Origin of the sequence: Methanolobus sp. WCC5, assembly GCF_045690325.1 — an archaeon.
Taxonomy (GTDB): Archaea; Halobacteriota; Methanosarcinia; order Methanosarcinales; family Methanosarcinaceae; genus Methanolobus.
This window is the reverse complement of record NZ_CP146981.1, coordinates 61,194-75,572: the sequence shown is the minus strand read 5'-3', so window position 1 is coordinate 75,572 and position 14,379 is coordinate 61,194. Positions and strand designations below refer to the sequence as shown.

The following is a 14,379-nucleotide window of genomic DNA, read 5'->3' as shown; positions in this document are numbered from 1 at the left end:
TATGATAAAACCTTATTCATATAAGAATTTGAATATACACTGTTAAATATAATAAATACATTGATATAATATGTGACAGGACTGAAAACGACTGATATCCCGCGGAAAGAACTATCTGAATTAATAAAAAAGGGAAACGAGTTGCTAGAGCTTCTTGAAGAGAAGAGTGTGACAAATGATCAGGAATACCAGAAGAAACGCAATATGTTCATTGCCGATTATAACAAATGGTACAGCCGTTGCCTGCCTGTTGTAAGAAGTATGGTTCCTGACAAGGCCGTAAGGTTTGAAAGTCTGTACCACACAAACAAAAGATCAGGGACAAATGAATACACATATACTATCCAGGATTACATACACGGGATATACTTTAAAGACAAGCCAAAAAGTTATACGGACAATATCACTTCTAAAAGAGTGAAAGAGCAGAATTCCATTTTGCAAGCAGCCCTTCCAAGAACAGACGATTTTTCCTTTGATATGGAACGTTTTGTAAAGATAAACCCGATACCAGGACAACCATCGTATTCAATATCAAAACAGAATAAATTAATAGAGATCGATTTTGAAGACGAACATTACAATTCGATCAGAACGGAAATAAATTCATGTTTTAAGCGCGGCTCGTTCATGGCTGTCCTTTTACTGTCAAAGGAACTGATAAGGAATCTTTTGCTGGATATTATCAGGATAAGATTCACCCCCATGTCAGAAGAAAACATCTCTCTTTATTACGACCCGCACAACAATAACTACATGGATATAAGACCATTGCTTGGGATGCTGACAGAAAAAAAGGAAGAAATGGGTATAGATACAAAAGCAATAGACCAGCTTGTAAAAATGGCTGCAAGCATAGACCCAAAACCCGATCCAAAAGCCCACACATTCCGGAATATTCCCACACATGAAGACATTGATAACTACAAAATCAATGATACTCTGATACTATTGAATGATATACTAGAATTAATGAAAAGCTGAATTAAAGTGACAACGAAAACATCCGGATTACTTTCACGATCACTATGACTGAAGAAATGACTTGCAAAGAAAATCAAGAAAAGGAAAAACTGGGGCTGTTAAAGCGAATTCATGAGCTGGAAGAATCCTACAACATACTTCTAAAGGAAAAAGAAGAGGAAATGCTGAAAAACAATGCTCTTTTAGAAGGACTGCTGATGTCTGTACCTGATCTTGTATATTGCAAGGACAGGGAAGGAAGATTTCTTACATGCAACCTTGCTTTTTCCAGTTCACTTGCTTTTCCTATCAGTGAAATAATAGGCAAGAATGATCATGATTTCTTTGCGAAGAATGATGCTGATAAGTTTCGTGCTGATGATCTAATTGTTATTGAACAGGGGACGTCCCGTAAAAATGAAGAATTGATCACATTCCCCGGTGGGAGAGAAGCTCTATTTGAGACATTCAAAGCACCTTTGTATACAAAAAAGGGAGTCCTTATCGGTACAATGGGGGTCAGCAGGGATATAACAGCCCAGAGGAAAAAAGAAGATGAGCTAAAAAAAGCACACAAACAATTGCTTTCTGTCATGGAGGCTTTTGATGAACCTTCTTATGTTGCAGACCCGGTCAGTTACCAATTGCTTTTTGCCAACAGGGTGATAAAAAAAGAGATGGGTGACGATATTATCGGAAAGAAGTGCTATCGTGCACTCCAGAATTTAGATTCTCCATGCCCCTTTTGTACAAATCACCTTATTTTTGGGAAAAACCTGGGACAAACCCATATATGGGAATTCCGCAACTCCAGGAACCATCGCTGGTACAGATGCATCGACAAAGCAATAGAATGGCCTGACGGACGCATGGTAAGATTTGAAATGGCCGTTGACATACACAACGAAAGGATGTCACAGTTAGCACTGCAGGAAAGTGAGAAAAAATACAGGACATATGTGAACACATCACCACAACCTGTTTTTGTTATGGATTTTGCAGGCAACTATGTGGATGTTAATCCTGCTGCATGTAAAATATCAGGGTACTCAAGAAAAGAACTTCTTAAAATGAACCTGGGCGATCTCTATATACCCGGAGAGGAAGAAATATACCTGAAAACTATTAAAAAACTTCAATTTGAAGGTCATATCTCTGAAGAATTTCCCTTTGTAAAAAAAGACGGGACGGTATTTTATCTGGCCACCCAGATTGTCAGTATCCCTGATAACAGATTCCTTGCAATGTGTATGGATATCACGGAAAAGAAAAAAGCTGAAAATGAGATGTTACAGGCAAAGATAGCCGCAGAGAATGCAAATCGCACCAAAAGCGAATTCCTTGCCAACATGAGCCATGAACTGAGGACACCGCTGAATTCAGTTATCGGTTTTTCGGATATCCTGCTCAGCGAAGTTGCAGGAAAAATCAACGGAAAACAGTCCGGCTATCTTAAGAACATCTCAAATAGTGGAAAACACCTGCTTAATATTATCAATGAGATACTGGATATCTCAAAAATTGAATCCGGGAAGATGAAACTACACAAAGAACACGTTGTGCTTCATGAGATATTCAGGGAGATCATTGCTACATTGTATCATATTGCAGACCAGAGGGGCATAGAACTAAAAATTCTGCCAGGTTCTGAAAAAGACTGTGTATATGCAGTCAGGGCAAAACTGAAACAGGTGCTTTATAATCTTGTAGGGAATGCAATCAAATTCACAGATGACAACGGGCACGTAACCATATATGCTCAAATAAAGGAATGTTTTGTCCACATATCAGTTACAGACACAGGTATTGGTATTCCACAGGACGGATTGGAAAAACTATTTCAGCCTTTTGTGCAACTGGATTCGTCCCAGGCAAGAAAATATGAAGGGACAGGGCTTGGGCTGGCTCTTTCCAGGGAGATAGTGGAACTTCATGGTGGAAGCATCCGGGCTGAAAGTGAACCCGGAAAAGGAAGCACTTTTACTTTTACGATGCCCCTTTGTATGTAGTGTAATCCAAATGTATAAGTACATGCAAAATAAAAATCATATGGGGGTAATATGAACATATTGTATATTTTTGCACATCCGGAGCCAAAGTCCTTTAATTCATCCATGAAAGAGATGGCAATCAGGCACCTTAAAGAAAAAGGAAACGAGGTCAAACTTTCCGATCTTCATGTAATGGACTTTAAACCCGTACTTGACCAGGATGATTTTTTACAACGCAAGAAAAATGACTCTTTCAACGCTTTCCTTGAGCAGATGAACGCAAGCAAAGAAGGCACTTTTTCTGAAGACATAATGAATGAAATGGAGAAAGTGAAGTGGGCCGATTTTCTCATATTCCATTTCCCAATATACTTCAGTGGAATGCCTGCTATCATGAAAGGATGGATAGACAGGACCTTTGCAGCAGGCTTTGCTTTTAACCCTGTTAAACAGAACGTCTATGAAGAGGGACTGCTAAAAGGCAGGAAAGCCATGATGGTAATAACAACAGGCGCTGAAGAGGAATGGTATTCCAAAGGCGGGAAACATGGGGATATAAGAGAGCTTTTAAGATACATCACTCACTGCACATTCGAGTATGTGGGGCTGGAAGTGATGGACACACACCTTACATTCGGTGCAGGGAAGATGTCTGAGCAGCGAGGCAATGAAGAATTGGACAGGTACCGGGAAAAACTGAACAGGATATTCCCTCAAACCTGAAAGAGAAACTGAATACCAAACAGGCACTAACTGATTGTGGATTTATCCTGCTTCTCATATTTACTGTCCTTTATTAGCTCAGTTACTTAACTTCGAACCAGTCCGTAGTTTTAGCAAGGCATTTATCCAATTAAGGACTTTTTAAATATGGGGTTATGAGGGAAGTCTATGAAAGCCGGAAATAACACATTGTTAGGTATCTTAGTATTGTTTGCTATTGTCATAGTTACCATCGCAACATTCTCACTGGGTTGTACGGAAACGCCATATATACCGGATAACGGTACCGATGATGACAAAACCGATACGAATAATGAAAAAACAAATGGTGAGTATGTATACTCAGATGCGGCGGTCGAAAATATTGATATACTCATACTTGAATCGTTCCCGGTCCAGATACATGTGAAAGCAATAGGTTACCTTCCTGACGGATGCACAGAGATCCATGAAAAGAATGTAAAATATGACAGGGAAACAAAATCTTTCACAGTACACATAACGACCATCAGGCCTGCAGATGCTATTTGCACTGAAGCTATCGTTCCCTTTGAAAGCACAATTCCCCTGGACGTATATGGATTTGAAAAGGGAGTATATAGAGTGAATGTTAACGGCGTGCAGGGTCAATTTGAACTTCAGACAGACAATATCATACCTGCATGATATTCTTTTCCACTTCCCTGATGCGATCTACAAGGTCCTGTTTACTGAAACTGCCTTTTTGGATGACAAAAGAAACATCCCTGTAAAGTTCTTTCTTCTCACCATCTCCAAGGTCCTTTGCGGTACAGACTATTATAGGTATATCAATGGTTTCAGGATGTTTTTTCAATTCCTTGATGACATCAAAACCATCTATTTTTGGCATCATGAGATCAAGTATGATAATATCCGGTGAAAATGCTAACGCTTTTTCGATCCCTTCCCTACCTCCGGATGCGGCCATTATGTTATAGCCCTCGATTAAAAGCATTGATCCCATCAGTTCAAGGACATCGGGTTCATCATCTATAACAAGTACATTGGCATGCTCAAAGGACCTTGATTTCTTCAACCTCTCCAGTGAAGAAAGAAGTGCCTCCTTGTCTATTGGTTTAACAAAATAATCAAATGCACCCCATATAACGCCAAGATCTTTTTCATCGAGAATAGATACTATCACCACAGGTATGTTTTCTGTTCTGTGTTCCTGTTTGAGATTCCTGAGTATATCCCATCCATCCATATCAGGCATCATGATATCAAGGGTCATGGCGAATGGTTGCAGTTCTTTTGCAAGTTCAAGTGCTTCTTTCCCGTTGGAAGTGAACCTTACATTGTAACCTGCATCATTTAATATTACAGTAAGGACTTCCTGTGAATACTTATCATCCTCTACGACCAATATGAGTGGGAGGTCATTATTGTACTGTGGCCCTTTTTTCGAATTATTGGCAACAGCAGAGATTGCGTCTTTTTCTGCATACCTTGCTGAGAAAGTGCCACCATCCTGATAAGCCTCCCCCATTGCAGGATCGAATTTAAAGGGCATCTCAATGATAAAAGAGGAACCTTTACCATACTCACTTTCAACCCATATCCTTCCATTGTGCTGTTCCACAAAGCTTTTTACAAGAACAAGACCAAGACCTGTACCTTCATACCTTCTGCAACTAGACGAATCTATCTGGGAGAATGCCCTGAAGAGCTTTTTCTGATCCTCTTCAGAAATTCCGATTCCCGTGTCTGTTACTTCCATTCGTACATAGTCGCCCTGTTCTCTTACAACGATGCTAACATTACCGCAATCATCAGTAAACTTAATCGCATTGCTCAGAAGGTTATAGATTATCTGTTTGAACTTCCCCTTATCTGCTTCAATTATGATGTTTTCAGGAACCTGATCGATCAAAAGCCTGATGTCTTTCTTTAAGGCAAGAGGAGATATAATGGATTCTACCTCATTAAGGGAATCACCTATGTCTATTTTTTCTATGCTGAGAACCATCTTTCCTGCCTCTATCTTGGAGAGGTCAAGAATATCATTGATCAGATTCAGTAAATGTTTCCCACTGTGAGATATATTACCTACATATCTTTTCTGTTTGTCATTAAGGGAGCCGAATGTCCCTTCAAGCAGGATATCTGAAAAACCGATCACTGAATTCAGCGGTGTCCTCAGTTCATGGCTCATGTTAGCAAGGAAGTCACTCTTCGTTTTGCTTGCATCCTCCGCGGTTTTCTTCGCAGCAATGAGAGCTGCTTCAGCTTCTTTTCTCGCCGATATGTCCACAAGTATACCTGCAATGTGAAGGGGTTTTCCATCTTCTGAATATTCCACGACTTTTCCTTTATTGTATACCCATCGGTACTTTCCATCCTTGCCCATTACACGGTATTCACATTCCAGGGATTGGGAAAACATATTTGTTACTTTCCGTATTTCATTTATTGCATCGTGAACATCATCAGGATGGATCCGTTCCCCTATCCACTTGAAGCTGGTCCCGATCTCCTTTGCATCATATCCGATTATCTCAGCATACCTGTTGTTGAATACCAGGATATCTTCCTGTAGGTTCACATCCCATGTACCTTCATTGCTACCTTCAAGGACACGCTTCAGATGCTGCTCACTTTCCTTTAAAGATTCTTCCATTTTTTTTCTTTTCAGGACCATGGCCATAAGGGTTGAGAACATCTGAAGTGTTTCAAAATCATCAGGCTCCCATTCCTTGGTATCATCAACTTCATCAAGACCCATAAACCCTATCACATGGCCTTCTATGAACACCGGCAATACAAGAACAGATCTTATATCCTGCATTTCAAGTAATTCTTTTTCAGTGGAAGCTTCAGGAGGAAGGTTCGAAACATCAGTGATATTGATCATCTCATCGTTCTGTAATCTTTGTACCCACCATGGGAGCATATCAGAAGGCAGGTCCTGCAACTCGTCCATTTGAGCTTCTACACCCTCAGAGCACCATTCATGCGTGTTGCTCATCAAACTCCCATCTTTACTGAAAAGGAAAAGGTAACAACGGTTTGCGTTACAGAGGGTCCCTATCTCTGCAAGGGCCATGTTGATAGCTTCATCTATATTGCCCGGGTATGTGAACATTGATGAGACCTTTGCCATAGTTCTTTCTATCGAGTTCTTTCTTTTAAGGACATTTTCAGTTTCTGTTTTTGAGATTACCTCCTGCTCAAGCTTCACATTCAGATTGTGAACGTAGAATACATTTACACCTGCAAGTACCAGTAATAAAAAAATGCCTGCAAAGAAATATTTTAGTTGTGCCATTGATTCAAGAATATCCGGCTGTTCTTCAAAAGGACCCACTTTTATATCCATCATACACTCTTCAACGACACCATAATCCTGGGGAACTGTCCACCCCGCAAGATCCCCCATACTGCTACTCTCTGATATGTCAACAGACATGCTGAGAAGCGACACAGAGACCTTTTCTGACATTTCATTTGATACCTGGCCGGTCTTTGCAAATACCCATCCCGGATATAGCCGGGTACTTATGAGCAGAGGATAATCATCATATCTTTGTGGATGGAGAACTTTGAATTCATTTAGATCGATGTCTCCTTCAATATGCATTTTTTCAAGGATCCCTGAGGGAACGGCCCCCGCATCAAAATCACCATGCTGTACAGCATGAACAACATCCTCGGGGTCTGTTTTAAATTCAAGTAGCTTAAAATCGTTATCAGGAACTATCCTGTGATCTATGAACTCCCTTTTTGTTACCCACCAGTTCTCAAACAAAGGAGAGTCCGATACTATGAAAGAGATGCCAACGATATCTTGCATATATTCAATATCATCCCTGTCATTTTTTGTGAATATGACAGATCCGGCACTATTCAAAGCAGATGCTTGTGTGTATTCCGGAGGAATATAAGCAATTGATTCCATAGTTGCTATGCTGCTTGCTGCATGGGACTTCCCGAGTACTACATAATTAGCCGGGTCAACAATGACAAAATCCAGTTTTCCGTTCATGATCCTTTCCTCAATGGAAAAAGAGGGTACCAGAACAATCTCAAAAGTGTATTCAGGTATTTCATTTGACAAATGCACGGAAACTGGTGACCAGCGAGCCAGTGTTTCATGATCTGAGCCATGTGTCTGAACACCAATCCGGATGATGTCGTCTGTTTGGCATTGAGCTGTCATGCACAACAGAAAGATGAATAAAAGCACCAAAAGCATTGTGCGTAACGAAAATGCCGCTAACGGACCTTTGAAGTTATTCATGGTTAAACACCGCTTGAAAAGAATCGTTTGCAATGCCACGTCCTGACCTGTCGATGAAATTGATAATTACATGCGGCCCTATCATGTATGTCTGAAGTAAGAGGGATTGAGCCTGTAAATGATGTTGAGAACTGATAAAAAATGGGAAAAAGAGGATAAAGAAAATCAAGCAAAGTTCTGGATCCCGGTTTCATAGCCTGCACCAAAATCAGTTCCAAAAGGTCAGGAAGGTCAGTTCGAAGCTTCCAGATGATATTGTACTTTTTCCTTAAAGGCATGTATATCTATAGGTTTGGAGATGTAATCGATACATCCGGCTGCTATGAACCTTTCATCGTCTCCGCGCATCGAGTGGGCGGTTAAAGCTATCACAGGAACCTCTTTGGTACTATCGTTGCCCTTTAAATGTGAAAGCACTTCCAGCCCATCCATTTTAGGTAATTGTATGTCCAGCAGTATAAGATCGAACCGGATGTCTTTTATTTTTTCAAGGGCTACAAAGCCATCTTCTGCAGGAGTGACCTTATATCCGTATGATTCGAGCAGGTCTACGGTAAGTTCCATGTTTACAGGATTGTCTTCAATTACAAGTATATGAAACATTTTTTCCCTCAGGTTATTTGAATCCCGCTTACATATAACATTGAACAGGCAACCGGACATCTGTTTGAAGAACAGTGACATGCCTTCAAGTTACTAAGCTTTATAATAAATATAATAAATGAATGATAATATTATGTAGTTATTTACTATATAAAAGCATATCGCATACTGGATATAATATGGACAATAGCAGACATTCAGTATTGAAAAAATGTCCTGAAAATGCCTGGAAAAGCACTCTATATAAGCATAAATTTGAAATCAGGAATCCCTAATATATCAAATGAGAACTTTACACAGAGAGAATGAACTTGACTGAGCAATTAGAGAAAGGATCGGGCTTAACTGATACAATAAGGGAGATACACGAATCACCATATATGGCCGTATTAGCGATAACCGGTGGGGGAACAGGATCTATCGGAGAATTATTACGTCATGGCAGGGGCTCAAATACTGTTCTTGAAGTAATGGTTCCCTACAGCAAGGAATCTCTTCAAGACCTTATTGGAAAGGAGCCACTTAGATATGCATCAGGGGTTACAGCTAAAGAAATGGCAATGGCAGCTTACAGGCGTGCATTATACCTGAGCTCCAAAACAGGAGATATCAGGCAGGATATACTTATTGGCATAGGTGTGACCTGCAAGCTGGCAAAGAATGGAAAAGAGAGAGAAGGCAGAAGTCATGAGATCCACTTCGCATCCCAGTCACATGATAAAACAACTCTGTCAAGTCTTTTTTTGATCGGGGAGGGTAGCAGAGAGAAACAGGAAAAGGTGGCTTCACAGTTCATTATTGATAAATTATCATCCATATGCTATCCTGATAAAAAAAGAGAACTGCATGTCATGGAAGAAAGAATTTTCAAAGACCTTGTAGAGAATGAGGCAAAAGCAGATCCTTCTGTTGCATGGTTGTTGTCCAGAACCCTGGAGGATATAAATTCAAAGAGAAACATCCAGCCATTAAAGGTTGACATTGTGACGAACAGGAACATTCCGGAAAAAATAAGCAGACCAGGGATAATCCTTTCAGGATCATTTAATCCATGCCATAAGAACCACATTGAAATGGCAAGGATTGCCGCCGGAAAATACAGGGGGGCCGTGGACTTTGAGATATCACTGGCCAATGTTGATAAGCCACCTATAGATTACATATCCCTTAAGGAGAGGATAGATTCGATCTTAAAGTACAGAGATGAGGAGTTCATGGGAAATATATACCTTACGAATTCGCCATTATTCGCAGATAAGGCAATGCTTTTCCCGGGTTCTGTCTTTATCATAGGGACCGATACCCTGCACAGGTTGTTCAATGAAAAGTATTATCGTAAAGGGGAAGACAGGCAAAGCCTTTTGGAACATTTTGAGAAGTACGATGTGCGATTCATGGTATTCAGGCGTAAAGGTGCAGAAACAGACATTGAAATGGATATCCCGGGAATATGCGATATCATTTCACCGAAAATATATGATGACGACGGAACTTCTTCATCAATGATCAGAGAGCAGCACAAAGGCAGGATCATTTGATCTTACATGCATTGTAAATGTGAGGATATCCACGAAGTTCACAATTCTCCCGGATGTCGGCATTTACAGCATCGGCAAATACGTGAACAATATCCTGTGCTTTCAGAACGTCATCTATATCCATTTTGTCCCATTCATTAGATGATATATGGTCCAGTATCCTCTTGAGGAATGAAAGTTCTTCCTGACACATACATGCATCAAAACCGGCACAATACTCACTTTTTTTTGAGATCTCCCTGAATTCACTGATAATGCATTCCAGATAGTTACTTGTCAGCTCATGGGAAAACCTGTGTTCATAAGGAACAACATCTTCCTTATGATAATGCACTTCAGCCAGGAACAGGAGCCTGTCGCATTCATAGAACCAGTCCCGCAGATCATATAATAGATTCATGCCCACTTCACAGTATTTTAATAGAATCCAAAGATATAAAAAACTATTTCTGACAAAAGGCACAATTCAAGAAAAGTATCCATCTTATCAGGATGAGTTCTCAAGGTATCGTTTATACCATACGAACCAGGGAGTATCAAGAAGACCGATCAGATTCTTGGCAACTATCTGGCCAATGATCAGAGGGGCAAGCGGAGCTACTCCATAAAATGCAAGTACTACAAATACCAGGCTGTCAAGAGTAAGGCTTAATATGTCACTTGAAGCGCTCCTGAGGAAGACCTGTTTTGGATATTTCGCCTTCATCCAGGCGAAAACGTATGCATCCATATTCTGGAATACAAGGAAAGAAAGCCACGATGCAACGATTATCCGTATACTCTGGGCAAATATAGACTGCCATGCATCCTCATATTCAAAAAAAGGAGCAGGGGCAAGACTATTGGTCATGACGATAAAAGTCACCAGCAATACCTGTGTTACGAATGCAATGATAATGGCTATATGAGCTTTTTTCTTACCGTATACCTCATTTATCATATCAATTGCCTGTGAAAGAAAAGGATACAGGAACACAGCAGCCGGAGCAAAGAAAGTATAGAAACCAAGATCAAATTCAATTAGCCGTGTAGCAACTATCTGGGAGGCTGCAAGGTAGATAGTATAGAAGGCTACAAGTGTGGCGAAACCATACTCGCGATATCTGTTCACAATGAATGCTGAAACATAGGTGACAATCGTAAGACTGAAGACCCAGTACACCCAGACTACAGGAAATGTCATTTTATAGCCCTACTATGATATTCCACCTGCCTGTTAACTACCGGTTCGGCGATTACTGACAGGAAGAACCGGGTCCTATGAAAGGAGGTTATTGTATATAAGAGTTCCCTGAAATAATGCTTCAGACGGCATTCCACATCAGCTCTGAATCGGCAGGACTGCTTAAAGAGTGGTGCTGTCCACCGGAAAACAGGACTTCATCATCTTTTCATTTCCGTAACTTAACATATTGATCCTTTCCCTGGCCATCAGATCAAAAATCCTTTCTATACCAGGCGGGTAACTACTCCCGGGATGGACAGGTACAAGCGGTTCGCCATCAATCATTTCAACATAGAACAGGTCAGAACCAAAGTACCGGATTAAACGGATATCGTAGGCAAGAAAAATATCAATGATCTCTTTTTTTGAAATTGCCGGTGCATAATGTTCAAGGTCACTGCCTTTAAGTTCTGTAAGCTCACTGTCCATATGTATAAACTGATCACATCCCATAAAAATCAAATGCGTGTCGGCTATCTCAGTATATACCTGAAAAAACATACGTTTTGTTGTATATTTCAAATTTGAAATATCAAACAATGTGAACCTACCAATGTGAACCTACAGATAGTGCACATGCAGAAGGACAAACAGTAGCATATGCCTGATGATCATGACAAAACAGGGAACTTTGCCAAAAGATACAACCGAAAATGCAGAAGTATGAAAGACAAGAAGGGTTGTATGAACAATATTAACAAGGTTAACTCATGCAAGGGTTAAGTAAGAAACAAACGGTAGAATGTAAGAAATGTATGAATAGAGCAGTACAATGTATGAAAGGCATGAGTGAAGCATTAATTACGTATGAAATACATATGAACGGTATGAAAAGCGCGTATGAGACGTATGACATGTATGAAAGTTGCAAGACCATAGGAATAAGCAGAGGATACGGGCAAAACAGACTAAACAAAAAAATCAGGCAAATATCCCGACATCCGGGAAAATAAGCAATTTAAAGATCAATTTACAGATCAATTTTACAGATCATTACAATTTTCGGTTTCGACCCTGATCGATTGCCATTTTTAAGATATCAGGTTCCCGGGACCCCAGCAGAAGACGTCCCCCATTCCTGAATCCAAGCATCACACCACGATTTCCACTTACATTATAGGCCTTTCCTCCGCAACCGTACCTTATACCCCAGCCACCATAATCCCGAAGAGGACGATAGGTAATGACATTGTATTCAAGAAGGCTTTCAAAGGAATAGTGTTTAAATGAAAGATGCAACGGGAAGAATTTCACATAGATACCCTCATTCCTTACCTCTAAGATAAGACGCAAAGAGAACATAAAAAGAGGAAAAAGGATACCAAATACCACCCATATTGCAAGCATTCCCTGATCAGATGCCGGATTATTGCCATAGGGACGCCCGTAAACAAGTTGTTCGACGGCACCATACCATGCCATCACAGCAGGCAAAAGAACCAATACCCAGATCCATACCTGAGTGAACCGCTGGACCTCACGATAAATTATAGCATCATCAGAATTATCATAAACCATTGATAAAATAAGGTTACTGAAATTATATAATCATTTTTAATGAAAGAGGATGTGAGAGGAAATGTTCTCCATAGTCTATACCACAACAGAAAATGAAGAAGAAGCAAAAAGAATAGCCAGTTTTCTTATCGAACATAAACTTGCTGCCTGCATCAATATGCACCCGATAGACTCAGTGTACATGTGGGAAGGGAAAGTCCAGCACGACAAAGAAGTGGCGATTTGCGTAAAGACAACAAGCAATAAAGTAGGCCAGGTCACAGAACATATCAGGAACCTGCACAGCTACCAACTTCCTGCAATCATCTCGTGGAAGATAGAAGGTGAAGAAAAGTACCTCAAGTGGATAGCAGATTCAACAGAAGCCTGAAAAGGAGAATAAAACTAAAAAAACCAATAAAGAGCAAAAAATGAAAAACCTTGCAGGAATGGTGCCTGCAAGGTTGGTAAAGGAAACTTTCAAAGTCCCTAATTCTGCCGGATGATGGTCCTGACAGGGAAGGGAATCTCGATAGCTTCTTTTTCAAACTCGGCGTTGATCTTTGTATTTACTTCATTGATTACCGAGAATTTTTCTCCGGGAGTCTTTACCCACATTATTATGGCAAAGTCAAGACTGAAATCTCCGTGATTGTCAAACCTGACGTACGGCACCGGATCATCAAGTACTGAATCTACACTTTTTGCAATTTCGGTAAGAACGTGTTTGACCTTCCGGACATCAGAACCGTAAGCAACACCAATGGTCACTTTCACCATCATCTTTTCCTCAGGAGAAGTGTAATTGGTTACCCTGCTGTTGGCAATTATGCTATTGGGGATTACGATCATGTTGTTATAAAGGTTTAATATCCTTGTACTGCGGATTCCAATCTCCTGAACTATCCCTATCTCACCACCATCTATCTCTATTCGGTCCCCGGGCTTAAACGGCTGGTCAAAGTAAATGGAGATCCCACCAAAGAACTGGGATATGGTATCCTGGGCTGCAAAAGCAACAGCAATACCCAATATTCCCGCTGAGGCGAAGAGGGGCAAAATATCAGCATCCCATACGCCTTTCAGTATTGCAAGGATACCAAAGAAGACTATCAGGACGTCAATTATGTTCTTGAAGAGCGGGAGCAGCTCATCATCCATTCTTGTATCCGTTTTTTTGACAAGCTGGGAGAAGACATGCCTGAAAAGTATCTTGTTGATACTAAGAAATGTCAGTATCCACAAGATCCCAAGAGCCGTAAGAAGTAAACCTGCTATCAGCCGTATTGCAAAGTTGTCTGGCAATACGAGCTCTGCAGCAATAAAAGCACCAACAAAAACAACGGTATAGAATATTGGTTTTTTAAGTGCTTTCACAATGAGATCATCACAATCATACTTCGTCCTTGCAGCATAATGAAGGAATATCCTGCCAAATGCAAGATTAGTGATAAATGCAAGTATGACCGAAGCAACCAATACAATGGAAGCGGCCAGTACATCTGATCCGAAGAATAGCGACTGGGAACCTACAAACTGGTTTATGTAGCGTGGAATAGTGTCATTCAAAAACATGTT

General features: G+C 40.4%; 13 protein-coding genes. 6 read left to right on the top strand and 7 right to left on the bottom strand.

Going from position 1 to position 14,379, the window contains the following annotated elements; genetic code table 11:
• The first annotated feature begins 72 nt into the window (after positions 1 to 72).
• From V7O64_RS00390 to V7O64_RS00375, 4 genes are all read left to right on the top strand, one after another.
• Complete coding sequence (locus tag V7O64_RS00390; RefSeq protein ID WP_407356058.1) at positions 73 to 984, top strand: hypothetical protein; 912 nt, start codon at positions 73 to 75, stop codon at positions 982 to 984.
• Positions 985 to 1,040: 56 nt separating this feature from the next.
• Complete coding sequence (locus V7O64_RS00385; protein ID WP_407356057.1) at positions 1,041 to 2,972, top strand: PAS domain-containing sensor histidine kinase; 1,932 nt, start codon at positions 1,041 to 1,043, stop codon at positions 2,970 to 2,972.
• A gap of 51 nt (positions 2,973 to 3,023) precedes the next feature.
• Complete coding sequence (locus V7O64_RS00380; protein ID WP_407356056.1) at positions 3,024 to 3,677, top strand: NAD(P)H-dependent oxidoreductase; 654 nt, start codon at positions 3,024 to 3,026, stop codon at positions 3,675 to 3,677.
• A gap of 168 nt (positions 3,678 to 3,845) precedes the next feature.
• Positions 3,846 to 4,343 (top strand): hypothetical protein, encoded by a 498-nt coding sequence (locus V7O64_RS00375; protein ID WP_407356055.1) that lies wholly within the window; start codon positions 3,846 to 3,848, stop codon positions 4,341 to 4,343.
• Here V7O64_RS00375 and V7O64_RS00370 read toward each other — a convergent pair.
• Together V7O64_RS00370 and V7O64_RS00365 are read right to left on the bottom strand one after the other, a co-directional pair.
• Complete coding sequence (locus V7O64_RS00370; protein WP_407356054.1) at positions 4,330 to 7,857, bottom strand: response regulator; 3,528 nt, start codon at positions 7,855 to 7,857, stop codon at positions 4,330 to 4,332. The two genes, V7O64_RS00375 and V7O64_RS00370, sit on opposite strands and share 14 nt — an antisense overlap.
• Before the next feature lie 312 nt (positions 7,858 to 8,169).
• The gene (locus tag V7O64_RS00365; protein WP_407356053.1) at positions 8,170 to 8,541 is read right to left on the bottom strand and encodes a response regulator; all 372 of its coding nucleotides are present in this window, start codon (positions 8,539 to 8,541) and stop codon (positions 8,170 to 8,172) included.
• Positions 8,542 to 8,852: 311 nt separating this feature from the next.
• Here V7O64_RS00365 and V7O64_RS00360 point away from each other — a divergent pair, with 311 nt between their 5' ends.
• Positions 8,853 to 10,079: a hypothetical protein gene (locus V7O64_RS00360; RefSeq protein WP_407356052.1), complete on the top strand. Its 1,227-nt coding sequence runs from the start codon at positions 8,853 to 8,855 to the stop codon at positions 10,077 to 10,079.
• Here the strand turns inward: V7O64_RS00360 and V7O64_RS00355 are convergent.
• The 4 genes from V7O64_RS00355 to V7O64_RS00340 form a co-directional block, all read right to left on the bottom strand.
• The gene (locus V7O64_RS00355) at positions 10,072 to 10,479 is read right to left on the bottom strand and encodes a hypothetical protein (RefSeq protein ID WP_407356051.1); all 408 of its coding nucleotides are present in this window, start codon (positions 10,477 to 10,479) and stop codon (positions 10,072 to 10,074) included. The genes V7O64_RS00360 and V7O64_RS00355 overlap by 8 nt on opposite strands.
• Before the next feature lie 87 nt (positions 10,480 to 10,566).
• A complete protein-coding gene (locus V7O64_RS00350; protein ID WP_407356050.1) occupies positions 10,567 to 11,262 on the bottom strand; it encodes a queuosine precursor transporter in 696 nt (231 codons plus the stop codon).
• A gap of 162 nt (positions 11,263 to 11,424) precedes the next feature.
• Positions 11,425 to 11,733 (bottom strand): hypothetical protein, encoded by a 309-nt coding sequence (locus tag V7O64_RS00345; RefSeq protein ID WP_407356049.1) that lies wholly within the window; start codon positions 11,731 to 11,733, stop codon positions 11,425 to 11,427.
• Positions 11,734 to 12,297: 564 nt separating this feature from the next.
• Entirely contained in the window at positions 12,298 to 12,822 is a 525-nt protein-coding gene (locus V7O64_RS00340) for a DUF6141 family protein (RefSeq protein WP_407356048.1), read from the bottom strand.
• Positions 12,823 to 12,883: 61 nt separating this feature from the next.
• On the opposite strand from V7O64_RS00340, the gene cutA reads away from it, so the two are divergent.
• On the top strand, positions 12,884 to 13,192 hold the full coding sequence (gene cutA, locus V7O64_RS00335) for a divalent-cation tolerance protein CutA (RefSeq protein ID WP_407356047.1): 309 nt from the start codon (positions 12,884 to 12,886) through the stop codon (positions 13,190 to 13,192).
• Between the two features lie 98 nt (positions 13,193 to 13,290).
• On the opposite strand, the gene V7O64_RS00330 is transcribed toward cutA, so the two are convergent.
• Positions 13,291 to 14,376, bottom strand: a complete 1,086-nt coding sequence (locus V7O64_RS00330; protein WP_407356046.1) for a mechanosensitive ion channel family protein — start codon at positions 14,374 to 14,376, stop codon at positions 13,291 to 13,293.
• Between the last annotated feature and the right edge of the window lie 3 nt (positions 14,377 to 14,379).

Excerpts from the sequence above, each read along its gene's own strand:
- V7O64_RS00385 (WP_407356057.1), top strand. The coding sequence starts at position 1,041 with ATGACTTGCAAAGAAAATCAAGAAAAGGAAAAACTGGGGCTGTTAAAG.
- V7O64_RS00380 (WP_407356056.1), top strand. The coding sequence starts at position 3,024 with ATGAACATATTGTATATTTTTGCACATCCGGAGCCAAAGTCCTTTAAT.
- V7O64_RS00375 (WP_407356055.1), top strand. The coding sequence starts at position 3,846 with ATGAAAGCCGGAAATAACACATTGTTAGGTATCTTAGTATTGTTTGCT.
- V7O64_RS00370 (WP_407356054.1), bottom strand. The coding sequence starts at position 7,857 with ATGACAGCTCAATGCCAAACAGACGACATCATCCGGATTGGTGTTCAG.
- V7O64_RS00365 (WP_407356053.1), bottom strand. The coding sequence starts at position 8,541 with ATGTTTCATATACTTGTAATTGAAGACAATCCTGTAAACATGGAACTT.
- V7O64_RS00355 (WP_407356051.1), bottom strand. The coding sequence starts at position 10,479 with ATGAATCTATTATATGATCTGCGGGACTGGTTCTATGAATGCGACAGG.
- V7O64_RS00350 (WP_407356050.1), bottom strand. The coding sequence starts at position 11,262 with ATGACATTTCCTGTAGTCTGGGTGTACTGGGTCTTCAGTCTTACGATT.
- V7O64_RS00345 (WP_407356049.1), bottom strand. The coding sequence starts at position 11,733 with ATGGACAGTGAGCTTACAGAACTTAAAGGCAGTGACCTTGAACATTAT.
- V7O64_RS00340 (WP_407356048.1), bottom strand. The coding sequence starts at position 12,822 with ATGGTTTATGATAATTCTGATGATGCTATAATTTATCGTGAGGTCCAG.
- cutA (WP_407356047.1), top strand. The coding sequence starts at position 12,884 with ATGTTCTCCATAGTCTATACCACAACAGAAAATGAAGAAGAAGCAAAA.
- V7O64_RS00330 (WP_407356046.1), bottom strand. The coding sequence starts at position 14,376 with ATGTTTTTGAATGACACTATTCCACGCTACATAAACCAGTTTGTAGGT.